This window comes from Reyranella sp., from assembly GCF_017305915.1.
Classification (GTDB): domain Bacteria; phylum Pseudomonadota; class Alphaproteobacteria; order Reyranellales; family Reyranellaceae; genus Reyranella.
Genome location: NZ_JAFKJN010000005.1, coordinates 251733 through 271049, shown reverse-complemented (window position 1 = coordinate 271049; position 19317 = coordinate 251733). Strand labels below are relative to the sequence as shown.

22 protein-coding genes are annotated in these 19317 nt (G+C 67.7%); 14 read left to right on the top strand and 8 right to left on the bottom strand.

The window, feature by feature from the left end; genetic code table 11:
• Nucleotides 1-64 precede the first annotated feature (64 nt).
• Nucleotides 65-1039: a tripartite tricarboxylate transporter substrate binding protein gene (locus tag J0J01_RS01370; RefSeq protein ID WP_296378335.1), complete on the bottom strand. Its 975-nt coding sequence runs from the start codon at nucleotides 1037-1039 to the stop codon at nucleotides 65-67.
• A gap of 105 nt (nucleotides 1040-1144) precedes the next feature.
• On the opposite strand from J0J01_RS01370, the gene gltX reads away from it, so the two are divergent.
• The gene (gene gltX, locus J0J01_RS01365) at nucleotides 1145-2458 is read left to right on the top strand and encodes a glutamate--tRNA ligase (RefSeq protein WP_296378334.1); all 1314 of its coding nucleotides are present in this window, start codon (nucleotides 1145-1147) and stop codon (nucleotides 2456-2458) included.
• A gap of 155 nt (nucleotides 2459-2613) precedes the next feature.
• Entirely contained in the window at nucleotides 2614-3957 is a 1344-nt protein-coding gene (gene cysS / locus J0J01_RS01360) for a cysteine--tRNA ligase (RefSeq protein ID WP_296378333.1), read from the top strand.
• A 164-nt stretch (nucleotides 3958-4121) separates the two neighbouring features.
• Here the strand turns inward: cysS and J0J01_RS01355 are convergent, their stop codons facing one another.
• Nucleotides 4122-4898 carry a thioesterase family protein gene (locus J0J01_RS01355; RefSeq protein ID WP_296378332.1) on the bottom strand — a complete coding sequence of 259 codons (777 nt, stop codon included), beginning with the start codon at nucleotides 4896-4898 and terminating at the stop codon, nucleotides 4122-4124.
• A gap of 95 nt (nucleotides 4899-4993) precedes the next feature.
• Here J0J01_RS01355 and J0J01_RS01350 point away from each other — a divergent pair, with 95 nt between their 5' ends.
• From J0J01_RS01350 to J0J01_RS01315, 8 genes are all read left to right on the top strand, one after another.
• Nucleotides 4994-5377, top strand: coding sequence for a metalloregulator ArsR/SmtB family transcription factor (locus J0J01_RS01350; protein WP_296378331.1), 384 nt, complete (start codon nucleotides 4994-4996; stop codon nucleotides 5375-5377).
• On the top strand, nucleotides 5361-5822 hold the full coding sequence (locus tag J0J01_RS01345; protein WP_296378330.1) for an SRPBCC domain-containing protein: 462 nt from the start codon (nucleotides 5361-5363) through the stop codon (nucleotides 5820-5822). The genes J0J01_RS01350 and J0J01_RS01345 overlap by 17 nt, the downstream gene beginning before the upstream one ends.
• Nucleotides 5819-6511, top strand: coding sequence for a DUF899 domain-containing protein (locus tag J0J01_RS01340; protein ID WP_296378329.1), 693 nt, complete (start codon nucleotides 5819-5821; stop codon nucleotides 6509-6511). Before J0J01_RS01345 ends, J0J01_RS01340 begins: the two co-directional genes overlap by 4 nt.
• A 34-nt stretch (nucleotides 6512-6545) precedes the next feature.
• Nucleotides 6546-7010, top strand: coding sequence for an SRPBCC domain-containing protein (locus tag J0J01_RS01335; RefSeq protein WP_296378328.1), 465 nt, complete (start codon nucleotides 6546-6548; stop codon nucleotides 7008-7010).
• A 2-nt stretch (nucleotides 7011-7012) separates the two neighbouring features.
• Nucleotides 7013-7633: a glutathione S-transferase family protein gene (locus J0J01_RS01330; protein ID WP_296378327.1), complete on the top strand. Its 621-nt coding sequence runs from the start codon at nucleotides 7013-7015 to the stop codon at nucleotides 7631-7633.
• A 52-nt stretch (nucleotides 7634-7685) separates the two neighbouring features.
• A complete protein-coding gene (locus J0J01_RS01325) occupies nucleotides 7686-7967 on the top strand; it encodes a DUF427 domain-containing protein (RefSeq protein ID WP_296378326.1) in 282 nt (93 codons plus the stop codon).
• A gap of 180 nt (nucleotides 7968-8147) precedes the next feature.
• Nucleotides 8148-8885, top strand: coding sequence for an aspartate/glutamate racemase family protein (locus tag J0J01_RS01320; RefSeq protein WP_296378325.1), 738 nt, complete (start codon nucleotides 8148-8150; stop codon nucleotides 8883-8885).
• A 2-nt stretch (nucleotides 8886-8887) separates the two neighbouring features.
• Nucleotides 8888-9844, top strand: a complete 957-nt coding sequence (locus tag J0J01_RS01315; RefSeq protein WP_296378324.1) for a tripartite tricarboxylate transporter substrate-binding protein — start codon at nucleotides 8888-8890, stop codon at nucleotides 9842-9844.
• A 130-nt stretch (nucleotides 9845-9974) separates the two neighbouring features.
• On the opposite strand, the gene J0J01_RS01310 is transcribed toward J0J01_RS01315, so the two are convergent.
• The 3 genes from J0J01_RS01310 to J0J01_RS01300 all read right to left on the bottom strand — a co-directional run bounded on the left by J0J01_RS01310 (nucleotide 9975) and on the right by J0J01_RS01300 (nucleotide 12708).
• Complete coding sequence (locus J0J01_RS01310) at nucleotides 9975-10562, bottom strand: hypothetical protein (protein WP_296378323.1); 588 nt, start codon at nucleotides 10560-10562, stop codon at nucleotides 9975-9977.
• Between the two features lie 85 nt (nucleotides 10563-10647).
• Entirely contained in the window at nucleotides 10648-11430 is a 783-nt protein-coding gene (locus J0J01_RS01305) for an alpha/beta hydrolase (protein WP_296378322.1), read from the bottom strand.
• A gap of 3 nt (nucleotides 11431-11433) precedes the next feature.
• Nucleotides 11434-12708: an LLM class flavin-dependent oxidoreductase gene (locus J0J01_RS01300; protein WP_296378321.1), complete on the bottom strand. Its 1275-nt coding sequence runs from the start codon at nucleotides 12706-12708 to the stop codon at nucleotides 11434-11436.
• Between the two features lie 195 nt (nucleotides 12709-12903).
• Here J0J01_RS01300 and ccrA point away from each other — a divergent pair, with 195 nt between their 5' ends.
• On the top strand, nucleotides 12904-14193 hold the full coding sequence (gene ccrA / locus J0J01_RS01295; protein WP_296378320.1) for a crotonyl-CoA carboxylase/reductase: 1290 nt from the start codon (nucleotides 12904-12906) through the stop codon (nucleotides 14191-14193).
• A 29-nt stretch (nucleotides 14194-14222) separates the two neighbouring features.
• Here the strand turns inward: ccrA and J0J01_RS01290 are convergent, their stop codons facing one another.
• The gene (locus tag J0J01_RS01290) at nucleotides 14223-15203 is read right to left on the bottom strand and encodes an alpha/beta hydrolase (protein WP_296378319.1); all 981 of its coding nucleotides are present in this window, start codon (nucleotides 15201-15203) and stop codon (nucleotides 14223-14225) included.
• Nucleotides 15204-15241: 38 nt separating this feature from the next.
• Here J0J01_RS01290 and J0J01_RS01285 point away from each other — a divergent pair, with 38 nt between their 5' ends.
• Nucleotides 15242-15664: a VOC family protein gene (locus J0J01_RS01285; protein ID WP_296378318.1), complete on the top strand. Its 423-nt coding sequence runs from the start codon at nucleotides 15242-15244 to the stop codon at nucleotides 15662-15664.
• Here the strand turns inward: J0J01_RS01285 and J0J01_RS01280 are convergent.
• Together J0J01_RS01280 and J0J01_RS01275 are read right to left on the bottom strand one after the other, a co-directional pair.
• The gene (locus tag J0J01_RS01280; RefSeq protein WP_296378317.1) at nucleotides 15661-16554 is read right to left on the bottom strand and encodes a phytanoyl-CoA dioxygenase family protein; all 894 of its coding nucleotides are present in this window, start codon (nucleotides 16552-16554) and stop codon (nucleotides 15661-15663) included. The two genes, J0J01_RS01285 and J0J01_RS01280, sit on opposite strands and share 4 nt — an antisense overlap.
• A gap of 37 nt (nucleotides 16555-16591) precedes the next feature.
• Nucleotides 16592-17314, bottom strand: a complete 723-nt coding sequence (locus J0J01_RS01275; RefSeq protein ID WP_296378316.1) for a helix-turn-helix domain-containing protein — start codon at nucleotides 17312-17314, stop codon at nucleotides 16592-16594.
• Nucleotides 17315-17393: 79 nt separating this feature from the next.
• Between J0J01_RS01275 and J0J01_RS01270 the strand changes: the two genes are divergently transcribed.
• Both J0J01_RS01270 and J0J01_RS01265 read left to right on the top strand, forming a co-directional pair.
• Nucleotides 17394-18359, top strand: a complete 966-nt coding sequence (locus J0J01_RS01270) for a tripartite tricarboxylate transporter substrate binding protein (RefSeq protein ID WP_296378315.1) — start codon at nucleotides 17394-17396, stop codon at nucleotides 18357-18359.
• 9 nt (nucleotides 18360-18368) lie between these two features.
• On the top strand, nucleotides 18369-19253 hold the full coding sequence (locus J0J01_RS01265) for a TauD/TfdA family dioxygenase (RefSeq protein WP_296378314.1): 885 nt from the start codon (nucleotides 18369-18371) through the stop codon (nucleotides 19251-19253).
• Nucleotides 19254-19317 lie beyond the last annotated feature (64 nt).

The window sequence follows — 19317 nt, the reverse complement described above, 5'->3', positions numbered from 1 at the left end:
GTGCAGACCTTAGACGAGGTCGCCACGGCCACGCCATAGCGCCGGGGCGGCCTCGCCGATCCGGTTACTCGACCCGGACGCCGGCCGCCTTGATGACCGGTGCCCACTTGGCGATCTCGTCCTTGATGAACTTCGCGGTGAGCTCGGGGCTGGTGTCGGGCGTCGGCGCCGCCGCGACGTCGTTCAGGAACTTCACCATCTCCGGGTCGGCCATCAGCTTGCGCGAGGCTTGATCGACCGTGTCGACGAGCGGCTTCGGCATGTTGGCAGGGCCGAGGATCAGGTTGAAGGTGTAGGCCTCGTAGCCCTTCACGCCGGCCTCGATCATGGTCGGGACATCCGGCGCGATCGGCGCGCGCGAGGGGTAGGCATAGCCCAGGATGCGGATCTTGCCGGTCCGATGCAGCGGCAGCATGGTGGCGAAGGTGTCGAACATCCAGGCGAGCTGGCCCGACATCATGTCGTTCAGGGCGGGCGCCGACCCCTTGTAGGGGATGTGCTCGACATCCATGCCGCCGACCTCGCGTTTGAAGTACTCGCCGGTGAGATGGAAGATGCCGCCGGTGCCCGACGAGCCGTAGGAATACTTGCCCGGGTTCTTCTTCATCACGTCGACCAGGCCCATAACGGTGTCCGGCATGTCCATCCGCGCCGCCAGCACCGCCGGATTGACGCAGATCGAGGAGATCGGCGTGAAGTCCTTGACCGCGTCGTAGAGCGGCTTGGCGTAAGCGGTCGGGTTGATCGCATGGGTAGAGGAGGTCGCGAGCAGCAGCGTGTAGCCGTCCGGCTTGGCGTTCTTGACCTCGACGGCGCCGATCGACCCGGCGGCGCCGGCCTTGTTGTCGACCACCCAGGTCTGGCCCGTCAGGCCCGACATCTTCTCGGCGACCTTGCGGCCGATGATGTCGGTCGGGCCGGCCGGCGCGAAGGGGATCACCAGGCGGATCGGACGGTCGGGGTATTTGGCCTCGGCGCGAACGATCGCGGGGGCTGCCAGCGCGCCCAGGCCGGCAACCAGAAGATGACGACGCTTCATTCTGCTACTCCACGCTACACACCATCGGCCCCCTTGGGCGCCGTTGCCCCTCCTTAGACGAAGCTCCCTTGACCCGCCAATGCGCCATCGTCACAAGACCCGTCGATGGCTGTTGTCCGTTTCGCGCCGAGTCCCACCGGCCTGCTGCATGTCGGAAACATCCGCGCCGCCCTGTTCAACTGGCTATTTGCACGGCGGCATGGCGGCAAATTCATCCTGCGCCTGGACGACACCGACCGCGCCCGCAGCAAGGCCGAGTTCGAGGCCGCGATCGAGTGCGACCTCGGCTGGCTGGGGCTCGGCTGGGATACCAAGGAGCGGCAGTCCGACCGGCTGGCCCACTACGACCGGGCGCGCGATGCCCTGATCGCCTCGGGCCGGCTCTATCCCTGCTACGAGACGCCGGAGGAGCTGGAGTTCAAGCGCCGCCGCCTGCTGGCGCAGGGCCGCCCGCCGGTCTACGACCGCGCCGCGCTCAGGCTCGACGAGGCTGCGCGCCGGGCGCTCGAAGCGGAGGGCCGCAAGCCGCATTGGCGCTTCAGGCTCGAGGCGACCGAGGTGAGATGGGACGACCTGGTGCGCGGACGGCAGCATGTCGACGAGGCGAGCCAGAGCGACCCGGTGCTGGTGCGTGCCGACGGCTCGTACCTCTACAGCTTCACCTCGGTGGTCGACGACATCGCCTTCGCCATCACGCATGTGATCCGTGGCGAGGACCACGTCACCAACACCGGCGCGCAGATCCAGATGTTCGAGGCGCTCGGCGGACCGCTGCCGACCTTCGCCCACCTGCCGCTGCTGGTCGATGCAGCCGGCGGCGGCTTGAGCAAGCGCATGGGTTCCTTGTCGATCGCCGACCTGCGCGAGCGCGGCGTCGAGCCGCTTGCGATCTCGGCGTTGCTGGCGCGGCTCGGCACCGCCGACCCGGTCGAGCCGGTGACGTCGCTCGAGCCGCTGATCGCGTCGGTCGACTTCGCCCGCGTCGGCCGCGCCGCAGCGCGCTTCTCCGAAGAGGAGCTGGCGCATCTCAGTGCCCGCACCTTGCACGCGATGCCGTACGCAACCGTGCGCGACCGCCTGCCGTCCGACGTGACTGAGCCGCTGTGGCTCGCCGTGCGCGGCAACCTCTCGACGCTCGACGATATCGCCCTCTGGAAGCAGGTCGTCTCGGGGCCGATCGCGCCGGTGGTCGAGGATGGACCGTTCCTTGCCGAAGCGGCGGACAAGCTGCCGGCCGAGCCGTGGGACGATACGACCTGGAAGCAGTGGACGTCAGGCCTCGGCCGCAAGGGCCGGGCGCTGTTCCATCCGCTCAGGCTGGCGCTGACGGCGCAGGAGACGGGGCCGGAGATGGCCAAGCTGCTGCCGCTGATCGGCCGGGCGCGGGCCGCGGCGCGGCTGCGCGGGCAGCCGGCCTGAAGCAGAAGATTCTGCACGCCATGGTTTGCGCGGCACAAACGCTTCGTATAAAGAGGCCGCATGTCGTTCGTCTTCCTCCCGCGATGTTTCGAGGCCTGACGCCCGTTCCGGGCCGGTCAGCCATCGTTCACGTCTGCAATCGGGAGTAAGGGACGATGTCCCTCAAAGACCAACTGGTCGTCTACAACACGCTGTCGCGCGAAAAAGAGCCGTTCGTGCCGATCGATCCGGCGCATGTGCGGATGTATGTCTGCGGCCCGACGGTCTACGACTACGTCCATATCGGCAATGCGCGGCCCGTCGTGGCGTTCGACGTGCTCTACCGCCTGCTGAAGCGGCGCCATCCGCGCGTCACCTACGTGCGCAACATCACCGACATCGACGACCGCATCATCGTGCGCTCCGCCGACAACAAGGAGACGATCGAGTCGCTGACCGCGCGCACCGGCTCGGCCTACCAGAACGACATGAAGCGGCTGGGCGCGCTGCCGCCCGACCACGAGCCGCGGGCGACCCAGTATGTCGGCCAGATGATCGAGCTGATCGCGCGGCTGATCGAGCGCGGCCATGCCTACGCTGCTGAGGGCCACGTGCTGTTCAGCGTGCCCAGCATGGCGGACTACGGCCGGCTGTCGCGCCGCAGCCGCGACGAGCTGGTCGCTGGCGCGCGCGTCGAGGTCGCGCCCTACAAGAAGGACGCGGCCGACTTCGTGCTGTGGAAGCCGTCGACCGCGGCGCAGCCGGGCTGGGCGAGCCCGTGGGGCCGCGGCCGGCCGGGCTGGCACATCGAGTGCTCGGCGATGAGCGGCAGCCTGCTCGGCGAGACCTTCGACATCCATGCCGGCGGCATCGACCTCATCTTCCCGCACCACGAGAACGAGATCGCGCAGAGCCGCTCGGCGTTCGGCCACGCCATCATGGCGACCTACTGGATGCACAACGGCTTCGTGAACGTCTCGGGCGAGAAGATGAGCAAGTCGCTCGGCAACTTCTTCACCGTGCACGAGCTGCTCGACCAGTTTCCGGGCGAGGTGATCCGCCTGCTGCTGATGACCTCGCACTACCGTCAGCCGCTCGACTTCACGCACGAGGGCCTGCAGCAGGCCAAGGCGACGCTCGACCGCTGGTACGGCGCGCTGCGCGGCACGGCGGTGACGCCGGCCGACGCGGTGCCGGCCTCGGTCGAGGATGCGCTGTCGGACGACCTCAACACGCCGCTCGCCATCAGCGCCCTGCACCAGCTCGACGATCCGGCCGCGCTGCTGGCCGGCGCGCGAGCGCTCGGCCTGCTGCAGCAGGAAGCCGAGTCCTGGTTCCGCTGGGCGCCGACCGGCAGCGGCGGGCCGACCGAGGCCGAGATCGAGGCCGCGATCGCCGCCCGCCAGGCGGCGCGCAAGGCCAAGGACTTCAAGGAGTCCGACAGCATCCGCGACGAGCTCAAGGCCAAGGGCGTGATCCTCGAGGACGGGCCGAAGGGTACGACCTGGAAGCGCGGCTAGCCGGCGGCCGCGTCCGGCCCGCAATCCGGTGGCGGCCGGACAGCTCCGATGTCCATTCATAAGGGTTTTCTCGAGAATCCGGGAATCCGGCGCCACCCCCCAGGCCGGACGCGTCCGGACGCCCCGGACGCGCCGGACGAGAGACTGCAATTAGTTTTCCGCTCTTAGCGCCTCTCGAACAGGACGCTCTGCACGGCGCGGCCGAAATAGCCGTCGCGGTCGGCCAGCCGCGCCGCAGCGATGCCGATCGAATCGGGGCCGGCCCAGGTCTCGGCGTCGAGCAGGATCCAGTCGCCGACCGGTTCGCGAGCGAGGCTGAGGGTCAGGTCGCCGTTGATGAACGTCCAGGCGCGGAAGTCGAGCACCGCCGAGGTGCCGTTGCAGAAATCGGCGGCGATCGCCGCGCGCATCAGCGGCGAAATCGGCGCGGCTTCGACGATCGGCCGCTCGGCGCGATACCACACCGCCGCCGAGCCGGGCAGGTGGAAGGAGCCGCGCGCGATGCGCATCGAGATGCCGCTCAGGAACGGCGTGTGGGCCATGCCGAGGGTCTTCGGATCGCGCAGCATCTCGGGCGCGCGCATGTCGTGCGGCGGCGTCGAGGCCGTGCTCGGCAGCGCGCGCTCCGCGCGGCGGATGCGCAGCGCCGTCGCGCGCACGACCTCCGTGCCGTTCGCCAGCAGGCGCACCTCGGCGAGCTGGATTTTCTTGCCCTCGCGCAGCACCTTGACGTCGAGCGAGAGCGGCGCCACCGGCACCGGCCGCATCAGGTCGACGGTGAGCCGCGCGACGCGCATCGGCACGGGCGCGGGCAGGCGCTCGACGGCCCAGCAGATCAGCGACGAGGGCGCGGCACCGTGTTGCAGCTTGGGATCCCACGGGCCGCCGGCGAAGGCGCTGGTTTCGACTGACTCGCCGTCGACGCGGTAGATCGCTTCCATCAGGGGCGCCCTCATAGATTTCCCCGCGGCGGCCGGCAATACCGCGCAGGTAATGAGCCCTTGACTCTCTTCTGTATTTAACTAACTTGTTAAATATGGATGCGCTCTCCCAGACCTTCTCGGCACTGGCCGATCCGACCCGCCGCGCCATCCTGGCCCGCCTTGCCGACGGCGAGGCGACGGTGGGCGAGCTGGCGGAGCCGTTCGAGATGTCGCTGCCGGCGGTGTCGCGGCACCTGAAGGTACTGACCGCGGCCGGCCTGATCGAGCGCAGCACCGAGGCGCAATGGCGCCGCTGCGCGATACGCGGCGAGGGCCTGCGCGCCGCCGCCGACTGGATCGAGTTCTATCGCCGCTTCTGGGAGGAATCGTTCGACCGGCTCGACGCTTTCCTGTCGCGCACCGCGCCGAAGCCGGACGCCCCGAAACCAAACGCCCCGAAATCGACCAGGGAGAAACGCCGTGGCCGCCGCTCTTGACGACAAGACCCTGCGGATCGTGCGCGTGTTCAACGCGCCGCGCGAACGCGTCTTCGACGCCTGGGTCGTGGAGGACAACTTCATCCAGTGGATGTGTCCGCCCAACGTCCATGTCGACGAGGTGAAGCTCGACGTGCGCCCGGGCGGCGCCTGGCATCTGCGCGGCCGCAACGCGTCGCGCAACTTCGTGACCTCGGGCAGGTATGTCGAGGTCAAGCGGCCCGAGCGCCTGGTCTTCACCTGGGCGCATCACGCGACCGACGACAAGGCGAGCCCGCGCGGCCACGAGACGACGGTGCACCTGGAGCTGCGCGCGCTGGGCGACAAGACCGAGCTCACCCTGATCCACGGCCCGTTCGCCGACACGCCGAGCTGCAACGCCCACTTCGAGGGCTGGACCGGCTCGCTCGACAAGCTCGAACCCTACCTGCGGAGGACTGCATGACCGCGCATCGCATTGTTTCCCAAGCGGAATGGCTCGAGGCGCGCAAGGCGCTTCTGGCGAAGGAGAAGGCGTTCACCCAGCAGCGCGAGGAGCTCGCCCAGGAGCGCCGCGCGCTGCCCTGGGTGAAAGTCGAGAAGGACTATGTCTTCGACGCGCCCGAGGGCCAGGTGACGCTTGCCGACCTGTTCGACGGCAAGGGCCAACTGATCGTGCAGCACTTCATGTTCGGCTCCGACTGGAACGAGGGCTGCCCGAGCTGCTCGTTCTGGACCGACAACTTCAACGGCATCGACGTGCACCTGGCGCATCGCGACACCGCCTTCGTGCTGGTGTCGCGCGGGCCGATCGACCGGCTCGAGGCCTATCGCAAGCGCATGGGCTGGAACCTGCGCTGGGTGTCGTCGCTCAACAACGACTTCAACTTCGACTTCGCCGTGTCGTTCCCGGGCGAGCCGAAGGAGCCGGTCTATAACTTCGGCACGATCAAGCCGTACGGCCAGGAGACGCCCGGCCTCAGCGCCTTGCGGCGCGGCGACGACGGCGCGATCTATCGCACCTATTCGACTTACGCCCGCGGGCTCGACATGTTGAACGGCACCTATCAGCTGCTCGACATCACGTCCAAGGGCCGCGACGAGGAAGGCCTGTCCTTCTCGATGGCCTGGGTCCGCCGCCACGACAAGTACTAGGCCCGAACCCCAGGTCCGAATGAGGAAGCTCAGCATGGATACCGTCATCGACACCCGCACCCTGCGGCTGGTTCGCGTCTTCAATGCGCCGCGCGAGCGCGTGTTCGCCGCCTGGACCGATCCCGATCAGTTCATCCAGTGGATGTGCCCGCCCGGCTTCGGGCTCGACCGCTGCGAGCTCGACGTTCGCCCGGGCGGCGCCTGGCGCGCGCACGGCTACAAGCCGGACGGCTCGCACTTCGCGAAGTCCGGCGTCTATCGCGAGGTCAAGCGGCCCGAGCGTCTGGTCTTCACCTGGGCGCACCACGGCGACGACAGCTTCGCCAGCCCGCGCGGCCACGAGACCACGGTCGAGGTGACCTTCCGCGCGGTCGGCGACAAGACCGAGCTCACGCTGGTGCAGGGTCCGTTCATCGACCTGCCGAACTTCAACGGGCACAACGAGGGCTGGAACGGCGCCTTCGACAAGTTCGCCGCTTTTCTGGACGAGGGAGAATGATCATGGCCATGCTCAAGATCCACGGGCTGTCGCCCAGCACCTTCACCCGCACGGTGCGGCTGGCCTGCCACGAGAAGGGCATCGACTACGAGATGGTCGACGCCATGCCCAACAACATCGGGCCGCTCAATCCGTTCGCCAAGATTCCGGCGATCACGCACGGCGACGTGACGCTCTACGAATCGATCGCGATCCTGCGTTACCTCGAGCGCGTCTTCCCGGGCCCCAGGCTGTGGCCGGACGACGCGGTCGCCGCGGCGCTCTGCGACCAGTGGGCGAGCGCGGTGGCCGATTCGCTGGCCAACGCCTCGCTGCGCTACTTCGCGGCGCGCGCCGGCTTCCTGCCGGTGCCGGCGGAGATGGCGCAGAAGTACCTGGCCAAGACCGTCGAGGTCGTGCCGATCTTCGACCGCCAGCTCGGCAAGCATCGCTTCCTGGCGGGCGAGCAGCTGACGGCGGCGGATCTCTATCTCTACCCGCTCTACGCCTATTTCCCGGACGTGCCGGAGCTCAAGGCGATCGCCGACAAGGCGCCGAACTGCAACCGCTGGGCGGCCGAGATGACGGCGCGCCCGAGCGCCAAGGCCACCGAGCCGAGCTTCAAGCCGCAGATTGCCGCTTGAAACCAGGCCTGCGGTGCTCACCTAATGGGCGAACTATTTGGGGAGATCGCCCATGAAAGCCACCTGGCAAGGCAAGGTCATCGCGGAGAGCGACAAGACCGTCGAGGTCGGCGGTTACGTGTACTTCCCGCGCGACGCGGTGAAGATGAACCTCCTGAAGATCGCGCCCAAGACGGCCAACGACCTCAAGTGCCCACACGGCGTTCAGTTCTACGACGTGGTCGAAGGCGGCACCGCCAGCCCGCGCGCGGCGTGGTCCTACGAGGCACCGCAGGCGAAGATGAAGCCGGTCGATCACTGGATCGGCTTCTGGGAAGACGTCGCGGTCGCCTGATCGTCGTTTGCAACGCCGGCTCCCTTCGGCACAGTTCTCGCTGACTGTGCCCGAAGGGAGGAACCCCTGTCGAAATATCGCTTCCTGCTGATCAACGCCTTCAGCCTGGCGCCCGGCAGCGATTTCAAGCTGCGCTCGTTCTCCGGCGCGAAGGAATCGCAGCTCTATAACTACGAGGACGTGAAGCCCTTCCTCGAGGGCATCGACTGGGACCTCCATCCCGGCGCGCCGTCGACGCACGGCAACTGGCCGGTCCAGAGCAAGTGGGAGTTCATGTCGGTCGGCTACAACCGCCAGGCCGTCGTGCGCGAGGCCTGTGCCAGCGGCAAGTACAACGCCATCGTGCTGCTGGGCGGCGGCGATCCGGGCTACTTCGAATCGCGCGAGATCGGCCGGCAATACCGCATCCCGGTGACCTCGTGCGCGCATGCGCAGATGCACATGGCGGGCCTGCTGGGCAACAAGTTCGGCATCGTCGATATCGGCGAGACCCACAACATGCAGATGTACCACCTGGTGGTGCAGTACCGCATGACCGACCGCTGTGCCTCGATCCGCAACATCAATTATCCGCTGCCCAGCCCCAACTTCCCCAACGACAAGCCGATCGAGGTCGAGCGCGATCGCGCGTTGAACGGCGCGCAGTCCGGCATGCTCGATGCCGCGGTCACCGAATCGATCGCGGCGATCGAGGAGGATGGCGCCGAGGTCATCGTGCTGGGCTGCTCGGCTGCCTACTGGATGCAGCCGCTGCTGCAGAAGAAGCTCGCCGAGATCGGCTGGGACGTGCCGGTGCTCGAAGGCTATCGCTGCGCCCTGGGTGTCGCCAAATCGCTGGTCGATCTCGGCGTCGATGCCAGCGGCCTTGCCTTTCCCGGCGAACGTCCGGCGAAATGGCGGCGACGGAAGGTGTTCTGACCATGACGCTCACACGAAGGCTGTTTCTCGCGGCGACCGGCGTCGCCGCAACAAACGCTGCCCGCGCCGCCGGCTATCCCTCGGACACGATCAGGGTCGTGGTGCCGCGGGCGCCGGGCGGCGGCACCGACAACCTGATCCGGCTGATGCAGCCGGGGCTGGAGAAGAAGCTCGGCGTGTCGATCCTGATCGAGAACAAGCCGGATGCCTCGGCGGTCGTCGGCGCGCAAATCGTCAGCAAGGCCAAGCCCGACGGCAACACCGTCCTGCTGGCCGACAACGCGCTCTACCAGAATCCGGCGATCCTCGAATCGCTGCCCTACGACACGCTCAAGGATTTCAGCGCCGTCACCATGGTGGCGCAAGGGCCGGTGATCCTGATCGTCCATCCCGACGTGCCGGCCAAGGACCTCAAGGAACTGATTGCGCTCGCCAAGACCAAGGAGCTGAGCTTCGCCTCGGGCGGCATCGGCGCTTCGACCCATCTGGTCGGTGTCATGGTGGACCTCAAGGCCGGCGTGAAGATCCTCCACGTGCCGTTCAAGGGCTCGGGGCCGGCGCTGAACGCGCTGCTGGGCGGCCATGTGACGATGCAGTACGGCGGCATCAACTCGGCGGCGCCCTACGTGAAGTCGGGCAAGGTGCGGGCGATTGCCGTCACCGGCGCGCACCGCGATCCCTCGTTGCCCGACGTGCCGACCTTCACCGAAGCGGGCTTGGCCGGCGCCGACGTCACCAGCGTCTGGGGCATGCACGCCCCGCTCAACACGCCGATCGAGATCCGACGCGTCCTGCGCGACGCCATCGCCGAGGTGCTGCGCGATCCGGCGCTCGCCACGAAGCTCGCCGAGTTCGGCTACGAGCCGATCGCCAACACACCCGAGCAGCACCAGGCGCAGACCGTCGCCCTGGTGAACCAGTGGATCGAGGTCGGGAAGACCGTGAACCTGAAGGAGTAGGGCTGGGAGCGCACCACTCCAGTGGTGCTCAATTGGACCGCCGGCTTCCAGCCCGCTCATGAGCGCGCAGGATGCGCGCGGTCCAAAAGAGGAAGAGCGGCACTGGAGTGCCGCGCTCCCAGCAGGAAGACTACCTGGCCGGCGCGATCGCCGTCACCAGCAGCGGCGTCGAGAGCCCGATCACCACGTCGCCGACCTTGATCTTCTTCAGCATGTCCTGCTTGGCGATCGAGGTCGCGGCATAGGTGCGGATCGGGCCGCCGCGGCCGTCGATCACCGATACCTTGTTGTTGGCAAGGTCGACCGCGGTCACGGTCATCGTCAGGCGGCCGATGTCGGTGTCGGTCGAATCGGGCTTGCCGCCTTCCTTGCGCGCCTCGCGCGAGCCCGGGCCCTTCTGGCGCAGGTTCAGCAGGGTCACCACCTCGTTGTAGGTGATGTTGGCCTCGGCATTCTCCTGAACCTGGTCGAGGTTCTTGACGCCGTCGCCGACGGCGACGTTCAGCAGCCGGCCGTCCGGCGTGGTGAAGACCACGGTGCGAGTCTCGGCGTCGATCGATTCGACCCACGCCTTCACCGTGACGTTGTTGGTGAAGGACACGCCCGCGCGCGGCACCGCCTGGACCTGGCCCTGCGCCATCGCCACGCTCGCGCCCGAGACGAGCATCGCGGCGAGAACCGAAGTGCCAATCGAGCGGCCGATCGAGCGGATCGTCATGTCTTACCCCCGTGAAACCTTGAACGCCGCCGGACAATAGCGCCCCGGCTCGCGGGTGCAACCATGAAGGCGCCAGTTGCGGGCGTCAGCCGAGATGGCCCAAAACGGCCTTGGCCACCGCTTCCGGCTGGTCGAGATAGGCGAGATGGCCGGCGTTGGGGATGGTTTGCACCCGCGTCGCGCCGTCGATCCCGGCTGCGAACTTTTTCGCATAGCTGGGCGGCAGCACCCGGTCGGCCTCGCCCCACAGCACCAGGGTCGGCGCCTCGATCAACGGCAGCCGCTTCTCCAGCTTGGTGTTGCCGAGCGGCCAGAAGGCGCGGGCGGCGGCCTCGGCGGCGCGCGTCATCTCGATCGGCCATTCGATCGAGTTGGCGCCCTCGGGCGGCGCCACCAGCGCCTCCCAGTGCTTCGGATCGGCGCACATCAGGGCCGGAACGTTGTCCTTGCGCTGCGCCCACGGATCGGCGGCCGGCTCGGCCTCGTCGAACAGGCCGAACGGCGCGATCAGGGCGAGCTTGCGGACATGGCCCGGGAAGAGCGCCGCCATCTCGGCGGCGAACGAGCCGCCGACCGAGGCGCCCACGAGGTCGGCGCCGGCGAGGCCTGTCTTGTCGACGATCTGGCGCACCGCCAGCAGCCAGTCGAGATGGCTGTCGAGCGCGGTGTGGCCCTGGGCGCCGCCCGGATAGCCGGGCAGGGACGGCACGATCACCGTGCGCGACTTCGCCAGCGCATCGAGGAACGGCACCCAGCGCGGCAGGCCGCCGAAGCCCGCCAGGAAGCCGAGCTTGGGGCCGCTGCCCTTGGTCCAGACGCGGCAGGGGAAGCCGTTGACCTCGACGGTGGTCGTCTGCGGTTCTGACAAGGTCTACTCCGCGGCGACGGTCTGCGGACGGAAGGCGGGGACGGCGGCGCGCTGGCCTCTGGCCATCGGCTTGGGCCACCACTTGTCCTCCCAGTCGGAGAACAGGTCTTTCACGTGCGGCATCACCTTCTCGGCGAAGAGGCGCGTGTTGTACTGGGTCGTCTGCTTGCTCATGTTGCCGTACTGCAGCAGCAGCATCAGATGGCCGACATTGAGGCTGGTGCCGACATGGCGGATCTGCTCGATCACCTCGTCGGGCGAGCCGATGATGACATAGCCGCCGTCGACGATGTCCTTCATGTTGGTCGCCTTGAGCGCCGCCTTGGTCGCGGGATTGGCGAGGTTCGCCGCCTTGGTCATCATGCCTTCGATGCCGGCGCGCTGCGTCGCCTCGGTGGTGTAGCCCGGCGGCAGCGCGAAACGCGCATCGACATGCAGGCAGCGGCCGTAGAAGTACTCGGCCGGCTCGCTGTAGAGGTCGAGCGCCTGCTGGCGTGACTCGGCGACGCCGACGAACTGCAGGAAGCCCGCGCGGTAGGGATTGCGATCCTTGCCGAGCTTGGCCATCTCGTTCCAGAAGCCGTTCATCGTGGTGAGGCCGGCCTTGTAGCCGTAGTACGAGAGGTAGCAGTAGACGTAGTCCATCTCGGCGCACCACCGCCACGTCTCGATCGAGCCGCCGCCCGGGATCCAGATCGGCGGATGCGGATCGTTCTGGATCGGCCGCGGCCAGATGTTGACGTAGCGCTGCTGGTTGAAGCGGCCGGAGAAGGCGAAGGTGTCCTTCTCGGTCCAGGCGCGCTTCACCAGGTCGTGCGCCTCGTAGTAGCGCTCGCGCAGCAGGCTCGGGTTCTGGCCGTAGGCGTAGCAGGTGTCCATCGGCGAGCCGACGGGGAAGCCGGCGATCAGCCGGCCGCCCGAGATGCAGTCGATCATCGCGAACTCTTCGGCGACGCGCGTCGGCGGATTGTAGAGCGCGAGGCTGTTGCCCATGACGCAGAGCGCGGTGTCGGTGGTGCGGCGCGCCAGCGACGAGGCGATCAGGTTGGGCGAGGGCATCAGCCCGTAGCCGTTGGAATGGTGCTCGTTCACGCAGATGGCGTCGAAGCCGCATTCGGCGGCGTATTCGAGCTCGTCCATGAAGTCGTTGTACATGTGGTGCGCTCGGCGCGGGTCGAACAGCGACGAATGGATGTCGACCCACACCGACGGATGCTTCTTGTTGAAGTCGTCCGGAAGCTCTGTGTACGGCATCAGATGGAACCACATGAGCTTCATTGCGCGTCCTCCCGGTGACTCGGACCGTAGCGAATAAACGTTCGTTTACCTCTAACCCTCTGTCAATACGTGACTCTTGCTCCGCGCAATAATATTGTGTTCAAGGAACCTTCCTGTGCAGGAATCGTATTTTGTGCGTTGCAACTTCGCGCGTGCAGCAATAGCTTGTCGCGCTGCAGGAGGAGGTTTCCACTCATGTCCGTGGTCGCCATGACGGCTCGCAATCATCCCACCGCCAGCCAGCCGGTGAAGGATCTCTACGAGGTCGGTGAGATCCCGCCGCTCGGCCACGTGCCCAAGAACATGTACGCCTGGGTGATCCGGCGCGATCGCCACGGCCCGCCCGAGCAGTCGATGCAGCTCGAGGTCGTGCCGACCCATACGATCGGCGAGGACGAGGTGCTGGTCCTCGTGATGGCCGCGGGCGTCAACTACAACGGCGTCTGGGCAGGCCTCGGCCTGCCGATCAGCCCGTTCGACGTCCACAAGCAGCCGTTCCATATCGCCGGCTCCGATGCCTCGGGCATCGTCTGGGCGATCGGCGCCAAGGTGAAGCGCTGGAAGGTCGGCGACGAGGTCGTCATCCACTGTAACCAGGACGACGGCGACGACGAGGAGTGCAACGGCGGCGATCCGATGTTCTCCACGTCACAGCGCATCTGGGGCTACGAGACTCCCGACGGCTCGTTCGCGCAGTTCTGCAAGGTGCAGGCGCGCCAGCTCATGAAGCGCGCGCAGCATCTGACGTGGGAGGAGAGCGCCTCCTACACGCTGACGCTGGCGACGGCCTACCGCATGCTGTTCGGCCATCGTCCGCACATCCTGCGGCCGGGCCACAACGTGCTGGTGTGGGGTGCCGCGGGCGGCATCGGCTCGATGGCGGTGCAGCTCATCGCCACCGCGGGCGCCAACGCGATCGGCGTGATCTCCGATCCGTCGAAGAAGGACTTCGTGATGAGCCTCGGCGCCAAGGGCGTCATCAACCGCAACGACTTCGATTGCTGGGGCCAGCTGCCCGACGTCGACGACCAGGCGGGCTATGCCGAGTACATGAAGAAGTGCCGCAAGTTCGGCGCCGCGATCTGGGAGCACACCGGCAAGGGCAACGACGTCGACTTCGTGTTCGAGCATCCCGGCGAGCAGACCTTCCCGGTGTCGTGCTTCATCGTGAAGCGCGGCGGCATGGTGGTGTTCTGCGCCGGCACCACCGGCTACAACCTGACGATGGACGCCCGCTTCGTGTGGATGCGCCAGAAGCGCATCCAGGGCAGCCACTTCGCCAACCTGCTGCAGGCCAGCCAGGCCAACCAGCTCGTCATCGAGCGCCGCATCGATCCCTGCATGAGCGAGGTGTTCGACTGGGCCGACATCCCCAAGGCGCACACCAAGATGTGGAAGAACCAGCACAAGCCCGGAAACATGGCCGTGCTGGTCTCGGCCAAGCGCCCGGGCCTGCGCACGCTCGAGGACGCGCTGGACGACTGACGCCGCATCCTCGCGGCCCAGGGCATCAGCTAGCGCCGCTGCAGGCTCTCGAGGAAGGCGACCGATTTGGCGAGCGCCTGCTGCGCTTCCGGCCGGTCCAGGTCGAACTGGTACTCGTGAAAGAGCGGCGGCTGGGTGTCGGTCGGGAAGATCAGCCGCTCGACCCGCACGCCTTGCTTCTCCAGCGCGTCCGCCAAGGCGATCGACTGCCGCCGCAGGTCGTCCTTGCTGCCGACCGAGATGAAAGCCGGCGGCAAGTTGCCGTTCAGGCGGTCGATCACCCACGCCGTCGCGAAGACTTTGTCGTTCAGGAAATCGCGACTGCCGCTGTAGGCCCAGAACTCGATGGTCAGCACCGTGTTGTCGACGTCCTTCGGCTCCATTCGATAGATGCCGCAATAGAGCAGCAGGCCGGCCAGCTGGCCCCGGCCGAGGGCCGGCGCGATATGGAGCAGCTCCGCATACGACGGCTGTGCGGTGAACGTCGCCAGCTGCAGGGCGATCTGCGCCCCGGCCGAGTCGCCGGCCAGCACGATGCGCGACGGATCGATCTGCAGGCGATCGGCCTCCTGCATCAGATAGCCGAGCGCTTGGTTGACCTGCTGCACCGGGGTCGGATAGGTGGCGCCCGGCGCCAGCGCATAGTCGATGGCGACGACCGTGAAGCCCTTGGCGGCCAGGATACGGGCGTAGGGGGCGATGTGATCCTTGCTGCCCGCCACCCAGCCGCCGCCATGGATCCACACGACCGTGAGCCGCGGCCGCGGCGGGCCGGCCGGATGGAAGACATCGAGCCGGTCGCGATAGTCCGTTCCGTAGCGCTGGTCGAGGATCGCCGTCACGTCCTGCGGAACATGCGGCGCCAGCTTGCGCACCGTCTCCCGGCCGGCCGCGTCGAACTCGTGGCGCAACAGCAGGGCGCGCGGCCAGGGCGTCAGCAGATAGAGAGCGGCCGCCGTGGCGGCGACGACGGCGACCACGCCGGCCACCCAGAGAAACAGAAGCTTCACGCTGGCGGTTGTGGCCGCCCCCGGCCATGCTGACAAGCGTGCAGCAGCAAATCTCCGTGATCACGCTCGGCGTCGCCGACCTCCCACGGTCGCGCCGCTTCTATGTCGAGGGCTTCGGCTGGAAACCCGTGCTCGAGGTTCCCGACATCATTTTCTACCAGATGAACGGCCTGATGCTCGGCACCTGGCTCGCCGCGTCGCTGGCCGAGGATTCGCGCCGCCCGCCGCCAGCCGGGCCCGGCGCTTTCTCCTTGGCGCACAACGTGACCAGCAGGGAAGCCGTGCAGCCCGCGCTCGACCGCCTCGTGCAGTTCGGCGGCACGCTGCTGCGTGCGGCCGACGCTCCGCCGCATGGCGGCTTCCGCGGCTACGTCGCCGATCCCGATGGCCATGCCTGGGAAATCGCCTTCAATCCGGCGTGGCCGATCAGCCCCGAAGGCTACGTCACCTTCGGCACCTAATAGGCGACCTTGTCCTTGTTCTTGTGCATCCAGACCGGCTTGTAGCCGCCGCGCCAGTCGGGCGGCATCTCGACCGGCCGCGTGTCGAAGCTGGCGAAGCGGGCCGGCAGGCCGCGCACGATGTCGCCCTGGTGCGGGCTGGGGATCGGGCTCGGCGTGATCGGGAACGAATCGGCGGAGGAATAGACCGGCAGCAGCAGGGGCCGCGCCGCCGTCTCCGTGTTGGGTGCCGAGCCGTGCACCGCGCGGCAGTTCAGCAGCAAGGTCGTGCCCGGCCCACCGGTGATGCGCCGGATCTTGTCGTCGGTCAGCCAGCCGAGATCGCGGTCGCGGATCTTCACGACGTAGTTGCCGTCGTCGTCGTACATCGAGAACAACGGTCCGTCGTGGCTGCCTTCGGCGACGCTGAGCGGGCCCTGCTCGGGCGTGCAGCCGTCGATATAGACGCCGATCGTGACCGGGCTGAAGTCGGTGTGCGGCCAGGCCGGGATGTCCTGGTGCCAGCTGAAGCCGCGGCTGCCCTTGCCCGACTTCACGTTGAGCTTGGCGTGATGGAACTTCACGTCGGGGCCGACGACATCGGCGGCCAAATCGGTCATGACCGGGTCGGTCATGAACTCCCAGAAGGTGGGATGCTGATCCTGCGGGCTGGCCACGCGATGCAGCCGCGGGTCGTTCGCCGAATGGCCTTCCTCGAGCACGTAGATGCTGTCGGTTTGCGTCTTGGCGCGGCTGCAGTCGAGCAACTCGGCCATCGCGGCGCGCAACCGCGCCAGCCAGCGCTCCGGCACATAGTCGGGCAGCGCCACGAAGCCCTTGTCGAAGAACTGCCGGCGCTGGGCGGCGGTCAGGACGTTGGTCGGATGCTGCAACACGTCTTGCGGCTTCATGGCGTCCTCCGGTCTTGGTTGTTGGGCCCGATTGTGCCTAGCGGTCGGCGTCGGCCGCAATGGCCGCGGCGAGCGCGTTGAGCGGCGCGCCGTATCGCCTGCCGGCTTCGTCCTCGGTCATCGCCGAGCGGATGAAGCGCATCGACAGGCAGCCCATCACCCGCTCGCCGTCGCGGATCGCCACGCCGATGCCCTGCAAGCGGCCGCTGCGCGGCAGCACCGTGAAGGCGTAGCCGTCGCTCCTGATCCTGGCGAAGGCCGCCGCGAGCTTGGCGTCGGGTTTGACGCCGAGATGGCGCAGCACGCCGCGCCGCTCCTCGGCCGGGCAGAAGGCGAGCCAGGCGCGGCCGAGCGCGCTCGACAGCAGCGGGCTGCGGCGCTGCAGCGCCGTGCGCTCGAAGGACATCGGGCTCTCGGTCGCCGTCGAATGGCGGATGGTCATCGCCCGGTCGCTGATCGTGCCGAGATAGAGCGGCCAGCCGTAGCGCCGCGTGAAGCGGCTCATGTGCGGCGCGGCCGCGTCGATCAGGCGGTCGACGAAGCGGATGCCCTGGGCGAGGCCCAGCACCTTGTCGGTGAGGCGATAGCCCGCCTCGCGCGAGATCCGCGTCGCATAGCCCAGCTCGACCAGCGTCTTCAGCAGCCGCACGACGGTCGGGCGGGGCAGGTGCGTTTCGCCGGCCAGCACCGCGACCGTGCCGCGCGGCCGGCGGCTCAGCGCCTCCATGATGGCGAAGCTGCGACTGACGGGTTCGATCATCCTGGAAAGGCTATTCCGTAATACGAACTTTGTCGACGTGTGGCGCGCATTCCGCCGCGGGCCTGCCTATCTTGCGGGCATGTTCGATCGTCGCCGGTTCATCGGGGCAACAGCGGCGGCCTTGGCCGCTCCCGCCGTCGTGCGGGCGCAGAGCTGGCCGCCGAGCCGCGTCACCGTGGTGGTGCCGTTCCCGGCGGGTGCCGCGACCGATATCGGCGCGCGCATCTATGCCGAGCAGCTCTCGGCGATGTGGGGCCAGCCGGTGGTGGTCGACAACAAGGGCGGCGGCAACGGTATTCCGGCCGCCGAATCGGTGGCGCGCGCCAAACCCGACGGGCTCACGATCTTCGCGACGTCGGCGATGACCCAGACGGTCAATCCGGCGATCTACGACAAGCTGCCGTACGATCCGATCGCGAGCTTCGAGGCGATCACGCGCCTCGGCACCTCGCCGTTCGTGCTGCTGGTCGACAGGAACAGCCCGATCGACACGCCGGCCGCGCTCACCGCCAAGCTGAAGGCCGAGGCGGGCAAGCACAATTACGGCGCCGGCGCGCTGCCGGCGCGCGTCGCGTCGGAGCTCTACAAGTTGGCGGCCGGCGTCGAGGCCGTGTACGTCGGCTACAAGAGCAACCCGCAGGCGATCCCCGACGTGCAGAGCGGCCTGCTCACCTTCATGATGATCGACACGGTCAACGCCAAGATCGCGATCGACCGCGGCGCGCTGAAGGGCCTGTTCGTCACCGACACCACGCGCTACGGGCCGCTGCCCGACGTGCCGACGGCGGCCGAGGTCGGCCTGCCCGACGTGCTGCTCACCACCTGGACCGGGCTCTATGCGCCCAGGGGCACGCCGCGCGAGGTGGTCGACAAGATCAATGCCGACGTCCGCGCCGTCGCCGCCAAGCCGGCGGTGCTGGAGCGGCTGGAATCCATGGGCACCGGCCCCAGGCTGATGAGTCCCGACGAGTTCGCTGCCTTCACGCGCTCGGAAAAGGAGCGCTGGGGCAAGATCATCCAACGCGCTAACATCAAGCTCGAGTAGGAGATTGCCATGCAAGGATCCCTGAGCGGCCGCCAAGGCCCCCGCATCCGCCACGTCGCAGACGAGAGCGCGCCCTACGAGACCATCGCCATCGACAAGATGACGCCGATCATCGGCGCGGAAGTGAGCGGCATCGATCTCAGCAAGCCGCTCAGCAACCGCCAGCAGGACGAGGTCCATCGCGCGCTCGCCGAGAACTCGGTGATCTTCTTCCGCGACCAGCACATCACGCCCGACCAGCACGTCGCCTTCGGCCGCCTGTTCGGCGACCTGCACGTCCATCCCGCGGCGCCGCACGAAGCGGGCCGGCCGGAGCTGATGGTCATCCACGCCGACAAGGACAGCCCGCGCGCCAACGGCGAGGGCTGGCATACCGACGTGAGCTGCGATGTCGAGCCGCCGATGGGCAGCATCCTCTACATCAAGAAGTGTCCGCCCAAGGGCGGCGACACGCTGTTCGCCTCGATGTACGCCGCCTACGACGCGCTGTCGGACCGCATGAAGACCTATCTCGACGGCATGACCGCGTTCCACGACGGCGAATCGGTCTATCGCGGCCTCTACAAGAACTACGGCGTCGCCGAGAAGGAGCAGTATCCGCGCGCCACCCACCCCGTGGTCCGCACCCATCCGGTGACCGCCAAGAAGGCGCTCTACGTCAACCGCGGCTTCACGCGCTACCTGATCGGCGTGCCGCGCGACGAGAGCGACGGCATCCTGAACTACCTCTACCAGCACATGGAGAACCCGCTGTTCCAGTGCCGCTTCCGCTGGCAGGAGAACTCGATCGCCTTCTGGGACAATCGCTGCGTCCAGCACCGGGCGATGTGGGACTACTGGCCGCATACCCGCAGCGGCAACCGCGTCACCGTCGCGGGAGACAAGCCTTACTAGCCCTTGTCGTCCTGAGCGGAGCGAAGGACCTCATGGCATTTCGAGCGGAATGCCGGTAGCAATC